This is a genomic window from Endozoicomonas sp. PH6C (genome assembly GCF_059322965.1).
This window is the reverse complement of record NZ_CP185342.1, coordinates 4,432,405-4,451,522: the sequence shown is the minus strand read 5'-3', so window position 1 is coordinate 4,451,522 and position 19,118 is coordinate 4,432,405. Positions and strand designations below refer to the sequence as shown.

At 48.4% G+C, this 19,118-nt stretch carries 3 protein-coding genes; all 3 read right to left on the bottom strand.

The features are described 5' to 3' along the window. Positions 1-9 precede the first annotated feature (9 nt). The 3 genes from ACOMG9_RS16980 to ACOMG9_RS16970 all read right to left on the bottom strand — a co-directional run bounded on the left by ACOMG9_RS16980 (position 10) and on the right by ACOMG9_RS16970 (position 19,096). Complete coding sequence (locus tag ACOMG9_RS16980; RefSeq protein ID WP_494529143.1) at positions 10-6,294, bottom strand: coiled-coil domain-containing protein; 6,285 nt, start codon at positions 6,292-6,294, stop codon at positions 10-12. 124 nt (positions 6,295-6,418) lie between these two features. Further along, on the bottom strand, positions 6,419-12,721 hold the full coding sequence (locus tag ACOMG9_RS16975; protein WP_448217757.1) for a coiled-coil domain-containing protein: 6,303 nt from the start codon (positions 12,719-12,721) through the stop codon (positions 6,419-6,421). Positions 12,722-12,802: 81 nt separating this feature from the next. Beyond that, positions 12,803-19,096: a coiled-coil domain-containing protein gene (locus ACOMG9_RS16970; protein ID WP_494529142.1), complete on the bottom strand. Its 6,294-nt coding sequence runs from the start codon at positions 19,094-19,096 to the stop codon at positions 12,803-12,805. Positions 19,097-19,118: the final 22 nt, after the last annotated feature.

The window sequence follows — 19,118 nt, the reverse complement described above, 5'->3', positions numbered from 1 at the left end:
TCATAGCTGTCAGCGAGTCGTGGTTGCAGACAGAGACCCTGATTGAGGGGCATTGCTCCGATCATTACCGTGAACTTTCTGATCATTGTCCTTTGGCCATTTGTTAAAGGCTCCAAGAGTGTAGAAGTAAGGAATACTTTCTGCATGGGAGAACGACCATTTAGGCACATTTTCCCTGAAGTATTTCTCCCAGCTATTCTCAAACAGTTTCATGGTGCGATCCCGGCGTTCGCGAAACTGCAGGTAATTTTCGTGTCGCGTCCAGCCATACAGGGTGTTATTTGCTTTAACATGGCTTGCATAGGCTGCATCGGTTTCATCGAAGCGTTGGGGCCTGGCAATCGTTGTACGTTTCACATAGTTATCTGTCGTTTCCCCGACACCTGTCCAGCGATTAATCTTGTCAAGACTACGACCCAGAGGGCCACCCAGCCATTGAGTGAGCATCTTGTTGTCGTTCATAAAAAAGTCGAAAGCGAGACTCGACGCCAGCGCGAATACGAAGGTTTGGGCATAAGTGAATCCGGATATAAGACCGTGGGCGTATGCTCCGACCGTGGCTACCGGACCCAGCAACAGACCGGCGGTGGCCGAGGCGAGGGTTTTCACTTTTTGTGGTGTCGCCCGGTGCAGCAGCGGTACCTGAACCCCTTGTCCGGAACCCATGGATTTCACTAGTTCGGGCACCAGACGGGAAATACTGCGATACATCTGCGGGTTAGCGTTGTACTGTCTGGCAAACAGCATGGCGCCGGTTCTCAGCAGAATGACTGAAGAAGCGGCTTTACCCAATGGCATGACCAGTCCGCCCACTTCAGACACTTTTTCAATTCCACTGTGATAGGCATATTGCCCGGTTCGGTCAGGATCGACACCGAAGCCTTCCAGCCAGTGCTGGAAAGGTATGAGCATCCGGTGCAGGTAATCACCCCGGTTGGTCAGATCCAGAAGATAGAGGAACGACATATTTGCAAGGGACAGCGCCTTAGCCTGCCGGACGGTATGGGTTGTCAGTAGCGGTTTGTAGCTGGAGAAGTACCAGGTGACAGCCTGTACCAGAAAGGCTGAAGGTTTGACCCAGTAATCATTCAGCTGATACTCAACCGCTGCGGCATGAGCCAGCATTAATGTGCCATGGATAGCCTTGATCAGTTCTGATTCAGACAGCCCGGCAGCATTGGCATAAGGTGTCAGGGTATCCTGAACATTGGTCAGAAAGGCTGCCGTCCTGCGACCATTGTCAAAGGCAATATCGTCAAGAACATAGTTGGCGATGACCGCTGCTGCGTACTCTTTCATGCCGGTAACCGACTCTTTCATAGCTGCCGGGCCAGTGGTAGTCACAGGAATAAAGGCACTCTGCAAGAATTCATCAAAACCCTTGTCGGAAAGCATCTGCATAACGGCTTTGAAGTGAGGCAGATTGACGCCGTGTTTGTAGCCAAGGAAATGTTCAAATTCGTCCACTGTCTGATAACCATCAATTCCTCTGACGGCCTTTATGTAGTTCCCAAGTTCAATCTTGCTGATCAGTCCTTCACGCAGCAGAGCTATGATCTTGTTGCCACTGGCAGAATGGGTTGCGAAGTATTTCGAGAAGCCTTTCAGATCCCCTGGTTCATGCTCGACGAAGTGAATGGCTCTTTTGCCCATGCCGCGTATTTCATCGTCGTATTGTTGAGCCCCGGTTTTCATCTCATTTCTGACCCTGCCTGCCAGAACCTGGACTTTTTCAATGACATTCTGAGGCTGATCTTCTACAGGCTCAAAAGGGAAGGGCGGGAAGCTCGTCTTCAGGCTTTTGAAGACTTCTACAATCCGACTGGCCTGATTAAACGTCAGATCGTCTCCGACCAGTGCCTGCAAACGAATCGGTGCAAATTCATCGTTAAAATCGAACGTCGTCAGGCAGGGGACTGTTTTACCGCTTTTGACTGCTGATTCTGCCAGACCCAGTGCCGCATCCAGAGCCTGTTGCCAGAGAGGGTGCTGCTCTGTGAAGGCTTCCATATCGGCCAGAACCTTGACCTGTTTCGGTGAGAACTGGAAGGGACCGCCGTCATTTTCCACGGCTTCCTCTGCAGCCCTCAGGACTTCCCTCATTCTCTCAATGTCTGCTTTTCTGGCTCCAATCTGACTTCTCAGGTGAGCCTGTTCCTGAAGCAGTTGCTGGATCTTGCCACCAGAACCATCATACCCACCCAGTTGTAAATATATTTTTACCAGGGCACTAATCCGCTGTTCACAGGTGTCAGTGGAGTCTGGTTTGAGACCCGCAGCTTCTTCAGTGGCATCAAGAGCCGCTTCATGATCCACCAGAGCCTTGTGTGCTTTTGATACAGCATCACTTGCCTGCTTCAAGATTAAGCCCAGCCTGTCCATTTCATTCATATGCAGGGTTTTAGCTTTCTGATCGATGTCGCCAAGATCGATCATCTCCTTTTCTTTATGCTCCAGCTTCTCTTTTGCACTCCACTGCTGAGTCTGTGCATTCACCAAATTACTGCTTTTTATATGGTGCTGACTCACGAATTTCCTGATTTGAACGTACTTTGTTCTGGCTAAAAACACTTCACCAAATGTTTCATTGTCTTCGTCCTGAACATGAGAATCCGTATAGGCAAGGCCAATGCAATAAACAGCATTTTCCACTGAAGCGAAGTCATCCTTTACCTGGATGCTCAGACCTGTTTTGGCCTTCAGTTCATCAAGGATTTCAGCTTGTCTTTCTCTGTTGTACCCCCGCAGGAAATGACTGAAGTCCCTCAATCGCTCCTCAGAGGTTTGTTCGTCAACAGCAGCCAGATTCAACTCGATCTGAACTTGTTTCATTGCCTGATTAAGAGCCATGTTCTCTTCATCCAGGAGATTCCGGAGGTCAGCAGGTTGGCCCGCAAATAACAGGTGTTTGCCACCCACAGTAATCAGCCTGCGATGAACGGCTGCCAGTTCACTTTTAGCTTTTTGTATTGCTTGTCTGGCGCTGGCTAACTCGCGATCAAGAACATATCGGGGTTTAGGTCCCAGGCGAGCCATTTGCCTGTCAAGCTCAGCATTAATGGCTGTGATATGCTCATCAGCGGTGGTAACACCTGCCTTGGGAACTTCTTCATAAAGCTCCTGGAGTTTTTCTTTAATTAAAATATTCTGGTCGTCTATAGCGGCGTCATCTTTATAGGACTCAATGTTGAGTTGATGAGCGATTTCATTGTTTCTGCTCCTTCTGACATCCACATTGTCACAGGCTTGGTCTACTTCTGTCATTAATGCCAAAATTTTGTTTTTAAGAACCTCCCTGTTTTCAGGCAGGCGAGCTTTTCGTCTAAGTTCTACCCCCAGATCATTGGCCAGTTTAGCAACGAAAGCCCTGCCTCTTTCATCAGCCTCATCGTGTACAAAGTAGAAGATGTGCAGCTTGCCCTGTACAATGTTGAGTATACTTATCAGTTGTATTCTGGCCACGCTGTCCATATCTTCGACATAAAAGTCAAGGCTACTTTGAAGATCCTGGAGTTTTGTGTTCCCTACTCTGCTCCAGAATGTGATGTCTTCTTTCCGGAGTGAATCCTCTATCTCATCCACCATGGCTTCTGTGACATCACCGCTGTCAAGTTTTGTTCGAACCCTGTCAAGCCTTGCTGTTTTGTGATCTTCATTACTGACTTCGATGTTGAGCATTTCTTCTACTGCTTTCAGCAATTTCTGAGCCACTTCCTCCTCTCGCTGTCTGACCTTTGCCAGACGTGCCTGAATTGCCTCAGAAATGGCGTTACGACGGTAATACACATCTTCCTGACTAATGAGGTCACCCATCTTAAGGACTCTTTCCACGTCAGACAGTTTCTCCAGAAGCACAGGCATGACTTTGGGGTGGTCTGGTGTTCTGATGTCTTTCAGTTCTTCGTCCAAATATTCAAGACTGCGGAACCTCTTATACATTGCTGTTTTCAGGGCAGGGTGTTCTTCCATCGTGCTGTCATCCAGCCTGATACCTAAAATCAGTGCCAGACCATCTTGCCCGGTTTTGACGTCAGGTTCTTCTGTACAACATTGGGCATTCAGTGCCTGGATTTTCTGAAGCAAATGTTGTTGATATTCGTTGCGAGTATTGCCCTGGGTATTCAGTGACTGAAATCTGTCAAACAGGCTTTTTTGTTGAAGATTCAGTATACGTTTACCCTGTAATTGAGTATTCAGTAAAGCGATTCTCCAAAGCAGCTGATCGAGTTGAACGTCAATATCTGCGTTGCTATCAAAATCCTGAAGGTTTAAACGTGCGGCAATGGTTGCATAGCTGGCTTTGATTTCAGCCTCTGTTCTGGTGCTCTGGTGCTGAAGAGCCGCCGGTGTTGTTTCTATAGAATCTCCCTCGGGCCGTCCTGTTGCCGGTCCCCTTGCCGCCAATGCCTGGTTGATTTCATGAATTTTTATACTGATGAGTTTGGCTTGTTTTTCTGGCAGCTGGCTATCATCCCAGTTTTTAATGCCAAGCTCTTTTGCCAGTCGGGTGTTGCGGGCTTTTGTGGCTTCCGCTCTGGCAGTTCGAATTTGTTTTTCCAGCTCCGGGATTCCGTCGACTTTTTGCCCAAGTTCCCGTAACGGGCTTAGCTCTTTGTCCGTTGCGTCATGATGTTCTCGGATATCATGCTCAGCCTGATACTTAAGCTGAAGTACTATGAGCTTTTGCTTTTCAATGGCAGTGGCTTTCCCCAACATGATCTTTAAGTGGTTATTAACCCGGGTGAGTTTGCGTTCCCTTTTCAGCTGGTCTGACAGTATGCTTTCCCTCTCAATCAGCTGCCTGGCCATGTTGCTCAGGACTTTGAAAGCAAAGTGGTCGTTGTCGTAAGAAACATCTGGCGGTGATTCGTCGACAACGGGTACAAGATCCATAATATCCTGAACAACATTCTGATTACTCAGAAGGTCTCTCAGTGCGGGTTTGAAGCTGAAGTGTTTTGTCAGTTGAATCTGCAGCCAGGTCGGCGTGATGACAGACGAGGCGGCTCTGATTTTTTCAAGTGTGAAATCAAATTCTATATCCGTAGTTTCCCGATCATAACTGGCACTGTGCAATGCTTGATGGAGATATTCGTAGAATGCAAGCGCAGATACCGACAGTTTATCTTCGTTTGTCAGTGTCGGCGGTTGACTTTCGCTTACATCAGCAGCGTGCCGTGCAGCAAGCTCCTCTAACACTGCCATCTGCCTGCTTCGAATAACGTGCCGGTAGCTTGTGACCTTAAATACATTAATCTTTGTTGCCAATGCAGGAGCCAGGTTATTGCCCTCGGCTTCTCGCCAGAGGTTGTGGAGCTGTTCTACAAAGGCGGTATCATGGGGATTCGGCCTCTGGCCATGAAAAACAATAACCTCCCCCGGAACTTCTGCGACTTCCAGCTTTGGATAACCCGCAGGCAAAGGAGAAACCTGTGTGCCATCCCCGACGTGTACAACATAGCCGACGGGTTTGCTCTGTGCCAACAGGTCATTAAGAGCCTGCTGTTGTAAATCCTTTCCCAAAACATGCACCCGGAAATAGGCAGAGGTGGCCGCTGCCAGGAGAGCCTCATCATTGACAAACAGCGATTGACCCAGGCTATGCAGTTCAGGGGGCTGATCGCCTGACGCGATAGGACGCATGAAGGTGCGTCCGTTCACTTCAACTTTTTCTACTTCAATGGTGGCAAGGGCGACATAGTGGTCACTGGAGCCGAGGTTTCCTGCTCTGACATTAGCCGCTTCCAGCAAGTCAGCCAGTCGTCCGGGGCTGTTGATTTTCATTAACGGCTCCATGCCAAATAGCCCATAAGATAGTTCTCGAAAAGCCTTAACTGAATCCTGGTCGGTCATTCCGGCTCTGACTTCAATGAACAATTCCTTTTCATCAAGGTTATGTGTAAATCTGAAGATGCCCTCATCACCCACCTTGAGAACTTTGGTGTATTTTTTAGCAACGTTATTTTCGTCTGTTTCAAACAGATCAACAGTGGAAACGCCACCATCAGTCATATAAAGAATTTCTGTAAAACTTGTAGTGGGAAGAGCAAAACCCCTCTCCCGAACCTGATAAGGGTAGGTGGTTGTAAAGCATTTCGGTATTGGCTGCCCGTCAGGTCCGGGAGTTGGCCGAACCATGACTTCACTATGGATATACTCGGCTTGTTCATCGGCCAGAATATTGACAGATTTTGTCTGCAGCTTGCGATCGGCCAGTGCCTGTGTGCCAATAATGGAAGAGCTGATTGTAATGGCCACTGCAAGATTTAATACCCTGGGGTGAGCATTTGTCATTCCATTACCTCAGAGCTGAGTACTTTTGTTACCGTGAAAAGTGATTGCCGTACAGGGCGAGTATGGAACTTTTAAAATCGCTGATGGCTTTTAGTCACTCATGGCTGTTAGTCGCCCATGGCTGTCAATGGGTCATGGTTGCAGATAGAGATCCCGATCGGGGGGCATCACTCTTGTTATGACCATGAACTTTCTGATGATCGCCCTTTTGCCATTGGTAAAAGACTCCAAGAGTGTAGAAGTAAGGAATACTTTCTGCATGGGAAAACGACCATTTAGGCACATTCTCCCTGAAGTATTTCTCCCAGCCATTCCCGAACAGCTTCATGGTGCGATCACGGCGTTCACGGAACTGCAGGTAATTTTCGTATCGAGTCCAGCCATACAGGGTGTTGTTTGCTTTAACACGGTTTGCGTACTCTTCATCGTTTTCACCGAAACGTTGAGGTGAGGTAATGGCTGTACGTTTCATATAGTCATCGTCCGTTTCACCTGCGCCCAGCCAGCGATTAATCCTGTCAAGATTGCGGCCCAGAGGTCCACCCAGCCATTGCGTGAGCATTTTGTTGTCGTTCATAAAGAAGTCAAAAGTGAGGCTCGAAGCCAGCGCGAATCCGAAGGTTTGGGCGTAGGTAAAACCGGATAAAAGACCGTGGGCGTATGTTCCGAAGATAGCTACCGGGCCCAGCATCAGACCTGCTGTGGCCGAGGCCAGAGTTTTTACTTTTTGTGGTGTCACTCTGTGTAGCAGCGGTACCTGAACCCCTTGTCCGGAACCCATGGATTTCACTAGTTCTGTTACCAGACGGGAACTGCTGTGATACATCTGCGGGTTGGCATTGTATTGTCTGGCAAACAACATTGAACCGGTTCTCAGCAGAATGACAGAGGCAGCGGCTTTACCCAATGGCATGGCCAGCCCGCCCACTTCAGAAATTTTTTCAATTTCGCTGTGGCAGGCATCTTGCCCGGTGCGGTCAAGATCAACGCCGTAGTGTTCCAGCCAGTGCTGGAAAGGTGTCAGCATCCGATGCAGGTAATCACCCCTGTTGGTCAGATCCAGAAGGTAGAGGAATGACATGTTGGAAAGAGATAGCCCGGCAGCCTGCCAGGTGGTGTGGGTCGCCAGCAGGGGTTTGTAGCTGGAGTAGTACCAGGTGACAGCCTGTACCAGAAAGGCTGAAGGTTTGACCCAGTAGTCATTGAGCTGCTGCGCAACCGCTGTGGCGTGAGCCTGCATCAATGTGCCATGGATAGCCTTGATCAGTTCTGATTCAGAGAGTCCGGCAGCATGGGCATAAGGTGTCAGGGTATCCCGAACATTGCTCAGGAAGGCTGCCGTCCTGCGGCCGTTTTCAAAGGCGATATCGTCAAGAACGTAGTTGCCGATGACCGCAGCTGCGTACTCTTTCATTCCGACAACCGACTCTTTGATACCCGTCGGGCCAGTGGCTGTGACTGCTACAGGGTTAAAGGCACTTTGCATGAGTTTCTCAACAGCTTTGTCGGACAACATCCGGACAACCTTCCTGAAGTTGGCTACATGGACGCTGTGTTTGTAGTCAAGGAAGTGTTCAAATTCATCCACTGTCTGATAACCATCAACACCTCTGATGGCCTTCACGTAGTTCTCAAGCTCAACCTTGCTGATCAGGCCTTCGTGCAGCAGAGCCATGATTCTGTTACCGCTGGCAGAGTGGGCAGCGAAGTATTCTGAAAAGTCTTTCAGGTCCCCTGGTTTATGCTCGACGAAGTGAATCGCTCTTTTACCCATGCCATGAATTTTGTTGTCGTATTGTTGAGTCCCGGTTTTTATCTCATTCCTGGCCCTGTGCACCAGATTATGGACTTCCTCAATGACATTCTGAGGCTGATCTTCTGCGGGCTCGAAAGGGAAGCTCGTCTTCAGGCTCTTGAAGACTTCCACCATCCGACTGGCCCGAGCAAATGTCAGATCGTCTCCGGCCAGCGCCTGCAAACGAATCGGTGCAAATTCATCGTTAAAATCGAAGGTCGCAAGGTTGGGTATTGTTTTACCGTTTTTGATTGCTGACTCTGCCAGGCCCAGTGCAGCATCCAGAGCCTCTTGCCTGAGAGGGTGCTGCTCTGTGAAGGTGTTCATATCGGTCAGAACTTTTACTTGTCTCGGCGTGAACTGGAAGGGGCCGCCGTCATTTTCCACCGCTTCCTCTGCGGCCCTCAGGACTTCCTTCATTCTCTTAATGTCTGCTTTCCTGGCTCCAATCTCATCTTTCAGGTGAATCCATTCCTGAATCAGTTGATGTTGCTTGCCGCCTTTACCATCACGCCCGCCCAGTTGCAGCTTTCTGTTTCTCAGGGCATTAATCCGATGTTCACGGGTGTCAGAAGAGTCTGGTTTGAGGCCCGCAGTTTCTTCAGTGGCGTCAAGAGTCGCTTTATGATGATCCAACAGAGCCTTTTCTGCTTTTGATACTGCAGCATTTGCTCGCTTCAATATTAAGCTCAGCCTGTCCATTTCGTTCATATGCAGGGTTTTAGCTTTCTGATCGATGTTGCCAGAATCGATCATCTCCTTTTCTTTACGATCCAGATTCTCTTTTGCATTCCTCTGTTGACGCCGTGCTTCCCCCAATTTAATGCCTTTTCTGTAGTGCTCATTCAGGAATTCCGCGATTTGACAGTACTTTTTCCTGTTTACAAACACTTCACCCAATGCTTCATTGTCTTCATCCTGACCATCAGAATCTGGAAAGGCTGCGAGGCTGAAAAAGTCAACAGCGTCGTCTGCCACTGAATCGAAGTCACCCTTTATCTGGATGCTCAGACCTGTTTTGGCCTTCAGTTCATTAAGGATTTCATCCCGTCTCACTTCTGTATTGTATCCCCGCAGGAAATGCCTGAAGTCCCCTAGTCGCTCCTCAGGGGTTTGTTCGTCAACAGCAGCCAGATCCAACTCTATCTGAACTTGTTTCATTGCCTGATTGAGGGCCATGTTCTCTTCATTCGAGAGATCTTGTAGCTCAGCGGGATGCCCCGCAAACAATATGTGTTTGCCACGAACAGCAATTAGCCTGCGATGAGCGGCTGCCAGTTCACTTTCAGCTTTTTGTAGGGTTTGTCTGGCGCTGGCTAGCTCGCGATCAAGAACATATCGGGGTTTAGGTCCCAGCCGAGCCATTTGCCTGTCAAGCTCAGCATTAATGGCTGTGATATGCTCATCATCGGTGATAACATCTGCCTTGGGAACTTCTTCATAAAGCTCCTGGAGTTTTTCTTTAATTAAAATGTTCTGGTCGTCTATAGCGGCGTCATCTTTATAGGAATCAATGCTGAGTTGATGAGCGATTTTATTGTTTCTGTTTCTTCTGACATCCTCATTGTCACAGGCTTGGTCTACTTCTGTCATTAATGCCAAAATTTTGTTTTCAAGAACATCCCTGTTTTCAGGCAGGTGAGCTTTCCGTCTAAGTTCTACCCCCAGATCATTGGCCAGTTTAGCAACGAAAGCCGTGCCTCTTTCATCAGCCTCTTCGCGTACAAAGTCGAAGATGTGCAGTTTCCCTTCTACTCTTTTGAGTGTACTTGTCAGTCTTTTCCCGGCCACGCTGCCCATATCTTTGACATAAAAGTCAAGGCTCCTTTGAAGATCCTGGAGTTTTGTGTTCCCTGTTCTGCTCCGGAATGTGATGTCTTCTTTCCGGAGTGAATGCTCTATCTCATCCACCATGGCTTCTGAGACATCACCGCCGTCAAGTTTTGTTCGAACCCTGTCAAGCCTTGCTGTTTTGTGATCTTCATTATTGACTTCGATTTTGAGTATTTCTTCTGCTGCTTTCAGAAATTTCAGAGCCACTTCCTCCTCTCGCTGCCTGACCTTTGCCAGACGTGCCTGAATTGCCTCAGAAATGGCGTTACGACGGTAATACACATCTTCCTGACTAATGAGGTCATCCATATCAAGGGCTTTTTCCACGTCAGACAGTTTCTCCAGTAGTGCAGGCATGGCTTTGGGGTGGCCTGGTGTTCTGATGTCTTTCAGCTCTTCATCTAAATATTCAAGACTGCGGAACCTCTTATACATTGCTGTTTTCAGGGCAGGGTGTTCTTCCATCGCGCCGTCATCCAGCCTGACACGTAAAATCAGTGCCAGACCATCCTGCCCGGTTTTGACGTCAGGTTCTTCCGTACAGCATTGAGCATTCAGTGCCCGGATTTCCTGAAGCAAATGTTCCTGATCTTCGTTGCGAATATTGCCCCGGGTATTCAGTGACTGAAATCTGTCAAACAGGCTTTTTTGTTGAAGATTCAGTATATGTTCACCTTGTAATTGAGCGTTCAGTACCTCAATTCTCCGAAGCAGGTGGTCGAGTTGAACGTCAATATCTGCATTGCTATCAAAATCCTGAAGGTTCAAATGTATGGCAATGGTTGCATAGCAGGCTTTGATGTCAGCCTCTGTTCTGGTGCTCTGGTGCTGAAGAGCCGCCGGTGTTGTTTCTATAGAATCTCCCTCAGGCTGTCCTCTTGCCGGTGCTCTTGCCGGTCCTCTTGCCGACAATGCCTGGTTGATTTCATGAATTTTTACACTGATGAGTCTGGTTTGTTTTTCCGACGGCTGGCTATCATCCCAATTTTCAATGCCAAGCTCTTCTGCCAGTCTGGCGTTGCGGGCTTTTGTGGCATCCGCTCTGGCATTTCGAAGTTGTTTTTCCAGCTCCGGGATTCGTTCGACTTTCTGCCGATATTCCCGTAACAGGATTCGCATTCTTTCCGTTCCGCCACGAAGATCTTGAAGCTTATGCTCAGCTTGCTGCTTAAGCTGACGTACTACGAGCTTTTGTTTTTCAATGGTACTGGCTTTCCCCAACATGGTCTTTAAGTGGTTGTTTACCTTGGTGAGTGTCCATTCTCTTTTCAGCTGGTCTGTCAGTTTCTTTTCCCTCTCAATCAGCTGCCTGGCCATGTCGCTCAGGACTTTGAAAGTAAAGCGGTCGTTGTCGTAAGAAATATCGAACTGTGATTCGTCGACAACGGGTACAAGACCCATAATACCCTCAACAAGATTCTGATTACTCAGAAGTTCTCTCAGTTCGGGTTTGAAGCTGAAGTGTTTTGTCAGTTGAATCTGCAGCCAGGTTGGCGTGATGGCAGACGAGGCGGCTCTGATGTTTTCCAGTGTGAATTCAAAATCTACTGTTGTAGTTGCCCGATCTTGACTGGCCAATGCCTGCTGGAGATATTCGTAGAATGCAAGCGCAGATGCCGACCGTTTATCTTCGTTTGTCAGAATCGGCGGTTGACTTTCGCTCACTTCAGCAGCGTGCCGTGCAGCAAGCTCCTCTAACACGGCCATTTGCCTGTTTCGAATAATGTGCTGATAGTTGTTGACTTTAAATTTATTAATCTTTGCTACCAATGCAGGGGCCGGGTTATTGCCCTCAGCTTCTTGCCAGAGGTTGTGGAGCTTTTCTACAAAAGCGCTGTCATGGGCATTCAGCTTCTGACCACGAAAAACGATAATCTCCCCCGGAGCTTCTGCGACTTCCAGCTTTGGATAACCCGCAGGCACTGGAGAAACCTGTGCGCCATCGCCAACGTGTACAACGTAGCCGACGGGTTTGCTGTGTGCCAACAGTTCATTAAGAGCCTGCTGTTGTAAATCCTTTCCGAAAACATGAACCTGGAAATAGGCAGAGGTGGCCGCTGCCAGAAGAGCCTCGTCATTGACAAACAGTGATTGACCCAGGCTATGCAGTTCAGGGGGCTGGTCGCCTGATGCGATAAGACGCATGAAGGTGCGTCCGTTTACTGCAACTTTTTCTACTTCAATGGTGGCAAGGGCGACGTAGTGGTCACTGGTGCCGAGGTCTCCTGCCCTGTCATTAGCTGCTATCAGCAAGTCAGCCAGTTGATGAGGGGTGGCGATTTTCGTTAACGGCTCCATGCCAAATAGCCCGGGATGTTGTGCTTGAACAGCCTTAACTGAATCCTGATCGGTCATTCCGGCTCTGACTTCAATGAACAGTTCCTTTTCTTCAAGGTTATGGGTAAATCTGAAGACTCTCTCATCACCCACTTTCAGAACTTTGGTGTATTTCTGAGCAAGGTTATTTGCGTCTGTTTCAAACAGATCAACAGTGGCAACGCCACCATCAATATTATGAAGAACTTCTGTAAAACTTATAGTGGGAAGGTGCGGGTCCACTCTGTCTCGAACCTGATAAGGGTAGGTGGTTGTAAAGCATTTCGGTATTGGCTGCTGGTCAAGACCTGGAGTTGGTCGAACCATGACGTCACTCTGGGTATATTCTGTATGTTCATCCACCAGAATCTTGACAGACTTTGTCTGCAGCCTGCGATCGGCCAGCGCCTGTGTGCTAACAATGGAAGAGCTGATTGCAATGGCCACTGTAAGAGTTAATACCTTGGGATGAGCATTTGTCATTCCACTACCTCAGAGCTGAGTACTTTTATTACCCTGGAAAGTGATTGCCGTACCGGGCGAGGAAGCAACTTTTAAAATCGCTCATGGTGATCTTGAGGTTTCAGATGGAAAGCTTGATTGATGGTAATTTCTCTTATCATGACCGTCTTTCTGATCATCGCCCTTTTGCCATTCGTAAAAGACTCCAAGAGTGTAGAAGTAAGGAATACTTTCTGCATGGGAGAACGACCATTTAGGCACATTCTCCCTGAAGTATTTCTCCCAGCCATTCTCAAACAGTTTCATGGTGCGATCACGGCGTTCACGGAACTGCAGGTAATTTTCATGTCGAGTCCAGCCATACAGGGTGCTGTTTGCTTTAATACGGTTTGCGTAGGCTTCATCGTTTTCATTGAAGCGTTGAGGTGTAGCAACTGTCGTACGTTTTACATAGTTATCTTGCCTTTCACCCACGCCCAGCCAGCGATTAATCTTGTCAAGACTGCGACCCAGAGGGCCACCGAGCCATTGAGTGAGCATCTTGTTGTCGTTCATAAAGAAATCGAAAGTGAGACCCGACGCCAGCGCGAACACGAAGGTTTGGGCATAGGTAAACCCTGATATAAGACCGTGGGCGTATGATCCGACCGTGGCTACCGGACCCAGCACCAGACCGGTGGTGGCCGAGGCCAGGGTTTTTACTTTTTGTGGTGTCGCCCTGTGCAGCAGGGGTACTTGAACCCCTTGTCTGGAACCTATGGATTTCACTAGTTCGGGCACCAGACGAGAAATGCTGCGATACCTCTGCGGGTTGGCGTTGTACTGTCGGGCAAACAGCATAGAGCCGGTTCTCAGCAGAATGACGGAGGAAGCGGCTTTACCCAATGGCATGGCCAGCCCGCCCACTTCAGTGACTTGTTCAAGGTCGCTGTGGTAGGCATATTGCCCGGTTCGGTCAAGATCAACACCATAGCCTTCCAGCCAGTGCTGGAAAGGTGTCAGCACCCGGTGCAGGTAATCCCCCCGGTTGGTCAGATCCAGAAGATAGAGGAACGACATATTTGCCAGGGACAGCGCGGCAGCCTGCCAGGCGGTACGGGTCGCCAGTAGCGGTTTGTAGCTGGAGAAGTACCAGGTGACAGCCTGTACCAGAGAGGTTGAAGGTTTGACCCAGTAATCATTGAGCTGTTGCTCAACCGCTGCGGCATGAGCCTGCATCAAGGTGCCATGGATAGCCTTGATCAGTTCTGATTCAGAGAGTCCGGCAGCATTGGCGTAAGGTGTCAGGGTATCCTGAACATTGGCCAGAAATGCTGCCGTCCTGCGGCCATTGTCAAAGGCGATATCGTCAAGAACATAGTTGGCGATGACCGCAACGGCGTACTCTTTCATGCCGACAACCGACTCTTTCATACCTGCCGGGCCAGTTGCAGTCACGGTCACAGGAGTAAAGGCACTCTGCACGAATTCATCAACACCCTTGTCGGAAAGCATCTGGATAACGGCTTTGAAGTGAGGCAGATTGATGCCGTGTTTGTAGCCAAGGAAATGTTCAAATTCGTCCACTGTCTGATAACCATCAATTCCTCTGACGGCCTTTATGTAGTTCCCAAGTTCAATCTTGCTGATCAGTCCCTCACGCAGCAGAGCTATGATCTTGTTGCCACTGGTAGAATAGGTTGCCAAATATTCCGAGAAACCTTTCAGATCCCCAGATTCATGTTCGACGAAGTGAATAGCTCTTTTGCCCATGTCGCGTATTTCATCGTCGTATTCCTGAGCCCCGGTTTTCATCTCATTCCTGGCCCTGTCTGCCAGAGCCTGAACTTGTTCAATGACATTCTGAGGCTGATCTTCAACAGGCTCAAAAGGGAAGGGCGGGAAGCTCGTCTTCAGGCTTTTGAAGACTTCTACAATCCGACTGGCCTGATTAAACGTCAGATCGTCTCCGACCAGTGCCTGCAAGCGAATGGGTGCAAATTCATCGTTAAAATCGAACGTCGCAAGGCTGGGTATTGTTTTACCGTTTTTGACTGCTGATTCTGCCAGGCCCAGTGCGGCGTCCAGGGCCTGTTGCCAGAGAGGGTGCTGCTCTGTGAAGGTGTTCATATCGGCCAGAACCTTGACCTGTTTCGGTGAGAACTGGAAGGGACCGCCATCATTTTCCACGGCTTCCTCTGCAGCCCTCAGGACTTCCTTCATTCTCTCAATGTCTGCTTTCCTGGCTCCAATCTGACTTCTCAGGTGAGCCCGTTCCTGAAGCAGTTGATGGACCTTGCCGCCGGTACCATCATACCCGCCGAGTTGTAAATGTATTTTTACCAGGGCACTAATCCGCTCTTCACAGGTGTCAGTGGAGTCTGGTTTGAGACCCGCAGCTTCTTCAATGGCGTCAAGAGCCGCTTCATGATCCACCAGAGCCTTGTGTGCTTTTGATACAGCATCACTTGCCTGCTTCAAGATTAACCCCAGCCTGTCCATTTCATTCATATGCTGGTTTTTAGCTTTCTGATCGAGGTCGCCAGGATCGATCATCTCCTTTTCTTTCCGATCCAGCTTCTCTTTTGCACTCCACTGTTGAATCTGTGCATTCACCAAAGCACTGCTTTTTATGTAGTGCTGATCCACGAATTTCCTGATTTGAACGTACTTTGTTCTGGCTAAAAACACTTCACCCAATGTTTCATTGTCTTCGTCCTGAACATGAGAATCTGTATAGGCAAGGCCAATGCAATAAGCAGCGTTTTCCACTGAACCGAAGTCATCCTTTACTTGGATGCTCAGACCTGTTTTGGCCTTCAGTTCATCAAGGATTTCAGCCTGTCTTTCTCTGCTGTATCCCCGCAGGAAATGACTGAAGTCCCTTAATCGCTCCTCAGAGGTTTGTTCGTCAACAGCAGCCAGACCCAACTCTGTCTGAATTTGTTTCATTGCCTGATTGAGAGCCAGGTTCTCTTCATCCAGGAGATCCCGGAGGTTGGCAGGTCGACCCGCAAATAACATATGTTTGCCATCAACAGCAATCAGCCTGCGATGAACGGCTGCCAGTTCGCTTTCAGCTTTTTGTAAGGTTTGTCTGGCGCTGGCTGCCTCGCGATCAAGAACATATCGGGGTTTAGGCCCCAGCCGGGCCATTTGCCTGTCAAGCTCAGCATCAATGGCTGTGATATGTTCATCAATGGTGGTTACACCCAATTTGGGAACTTCTTCATAAAGCTCTTGGAGTTTTTCTTTAATTAAAATATTCTGGTCGTCTATAGTGGCGTCATCTTTATAGGACTCAATGTTGAGTTGATGAGCGATTTCATTGTTTCTGCTTCTTCTGACATCCTCATTGTCACAGGCTTGGTCTACTTCCGTCATTAATGCCAAAATTTTGTTTTCAAGAACATCCTTGTTTTCAGGCAGGTAGGCTTTCCTTCTAAGTAATACCCCCAGATCATTGGCCAGTTTAGTAACGAAAGCCGTGCCTCTTTCATCAGCCTCTTCGCGTACAAAGTCGAAGATATGCAGCTTGCCCTCTACCCTTTTGAGTGTACTTATCAGTCTTATTCTGGCCACGCTCTTCATCTCTTCGACATAAAAGTCAAGGCTCCTTTGAAGATCCTGAAGTTTTGTGTTCCCTGTTCTGCTCCGGAATGTGATGTCTTCTTTGCGGAGTGAATGCTCTATCTCTTCCACCATGGCTTCTGAGACATCAACGCTGTCAAGTTTTGTTCGAACCCTGGCAAGCCTTGCTGTTTTGTCATCTTCATTATTGACTTCGATGTTGAGCATTTCTTCTACTGCTTTCAGCAATTTCTGAGCCACTTCCTCCTCTCGCTGCCTGACCTTTGCCAGACGTGCCTGAATTGCTTCAGAAATGGCGTGACGACGGTAATACACATCTTCCTGACTAATGAGGTCATCCATATCAAGGGCTTTTTCCACGTCTGACAGTTTCTCAAGTATTACAGGCATGACTTTGGGGTGGCCTGGTGTTCTGATGTCTTTCAGTTCTTCATCTAAATATTCAAGACTGCGGAACCTCTTATACATGGCTGTTTTCAGGGCAGGGTGTTCTTCCATCGTGCTGTCATCCAGCCTGATACCTAAAATCAGTGCCAGACCATCCTGCCCGGTTTTGACGTCAGGTTCTTCTGGACAACATTGAGTATTCAGTGCCTGGATTTTCTGAAGCAAATGTTGTTGATCTTCGTCGAGGGGATTGCTCTGGGTATTCAGTGACTGAAATCTGTCAAACAGGCTTTTTTGTTGAAGATTCAGTCTATGTTTACCCTGTAATTGAGCATTCAGTACCTCAATTCTTCGAAGCAGGTGATCGAGCTGAACGTCAATATCCGCATTGCTATCAAAATCCTGCAGGTTTAAATGTGCGGCAATGGTTGTATAGCTGGCTTTGATTTCAGCCTCTGTACTGGTGCTCTGGTGCTCAAGAGCCGCCAGTGTTGTTTCTATAGAATCTCCCTCAGGCCTTCCTGTTGCCGGTCCTCTTGCCAACAATGCCTGGTTGATTTCATGAATTTTTATACTGATGAGTCTGGTTTGTTTTTCTGGCAGCTGGCTATCATCCCAATTTTTAATGCCAAGCTCTTTTGCCAGCCGGGTGTTGCGGGCTTTTGTGGCTTCGGCTCTGGCATTTCGAATTTGTTTTTCCAGCTCCGGGATTTCGTCGACTTTCTGCCTGAGTTCCCATAACAGGCTTCGCTCTTTGTCCGTTGCGTCATGATGCTCTCGAATATCATGCTCAGACTGATATTTAAGCTGAAGTACTATGAGCTTTTGCTTTTCAATGGCAGTGGCTTTGCCCAACATGATCCTTAAGTGGTTGTTAATCTGGGTGAGTTTGCGTTCCCTTTTCAGCTGGTCTGACAGTATGCTTTCCCTCTCAATCAGCTGCCTGGCCATGTTGCTCAGGACTTTGAAAGCAAAGTGGTCGTTGTCGTAAGAAACATCGGGCGGTGATTCGTCGACAACGGGTACAAGATCCATAATATCCTGAACAACATTCTGATTACTCAGAAGGTCTCTCAGTGCGGGTTTGAAGCTGAAGTGTTTTGTCAGTTGAATCTGCAGCCAGGTTGGTGTGATGACGGACGAGGCGGCTCTGATCTTTTCAAGTGTGAACTCAAATTCTATTTCCGTAATTGCCCGACCTTTACTGACACTGTGCAATGCCTGCTGGAAATATTCGTAGAATGCAAGCGCAGATGCCGACAGTTTATCTTCGTTTGTCAGCGTCGGCGGTTGACTTTCGGTCACTTCAGCACCGTGCCGTGCAGCAAACTCCTCTAACACTGCCATCTGCCTGCTTCGAATAACGTACTGGAAACTTGTGACCTTAAATACATTAATCTTTGTTGCCAATGCAGTAGCCAGGTTATTGCCCTCGGCTTCTTGCCAGAGGCTGTGGAGCTTTTCTACAAAGGCGGTATCATGGGGATTCAGCTTCTGACCACGAAAAACAATAACCTCCCCCGGAGCTTCTGCGACTTCCAGCTTTGGATAACCCGCAGGTACAGGAGAAACCTGTGCGCCATCCCCGACGAGTACAACATAGCCGACGGGCTTGCTGTGTGCCATCAGTTCATTAAGAGCCTGCTGTTGTAAATCCTTTCCGAAAACATGAACCTGGAAATAGGCAGAGGTGGCCGCTGCCAGAAGAGCCTCGTCATTGACAAACAGTGATTGACCCAGACTATGCAGTTCAGGGGGCCGGTCGCCTGATGCGATAAGGCCCATGAAGGTGCGCCCGTTCACTTCAACTTTTTCTACTTCAATGGTGGCAAGGGCGACGTAGTGGTCACTGGTGCCGAGGTTTCCTGCCATGTCATTAGCCACTATCAGCAAGTCAGCCAGTTGATGAGGGGTGACGATTTTCGTTAACGGCCCCATGCCAGATAGCCCGGGATATTGTGCTTGAACAGCCTTAACTGAATCCTGATCGGTCATTCCGGCTCTGACTTCAATGAATAATTCCTTTTCATCAAGGCTATGGGTAAATCTGAAGATGCCCTCATCACCCATCTTAAGAACTTTGGTGTATTTTTTAGCAATGTTGTTTTCGTCTGTTTCGAACAGATCAACAGTGGCAACGCTACCATCAGTCATACAAAGAACTTCTGTAAAACTTACAGTGGGAAGAGCAAAGTCCACCTTACCTGGAACCCGATAAGGGTAGGTGGTTGTAAAGCATTTCGGTATTGGCTGCCCGTCAGGCCCGGGAGTTGGTCGAACCATGACTTCACTATGGATATACTCGGCTTGTTTATTGGCCAGAATATTGACAGATTTTGTCTGCAGCTTACGATCGGCCAGTGCCCGTGTGCCAATAATGGAAGAGCTGATTGCAATGGCCACTGCAAGACTTAATACCTTGGGGTGAGCATTCGTCATTCCACTACCTCAGCGCTGAGTA

Bases quoted from the DNA above. Each gene is read 5' to 3' on its own strand.
- ACOMG9_RS16980 (WP_494529143.1), bottom strand. From the start codon at position 6,294: ATGACAAATGCTCACCCCAGGGTATTAAATCTTGCAGTGGCCATTACA.
- ACOMG9_RS16975 (WP_448217757.1), bottom strand. From the start codon at position 12,721: ATGACAAATGCTCATCCCAAGGTATTAACTCTTACAGTGGCCATTGCA.
- ACOMG9_RS16970 (WP_494529142.1), bottom strand. From the start codon at position 19,096: ATGACGAATGCTCACCCCAAGGTATTAAGTCTTGCAGTGGCCATTGCA.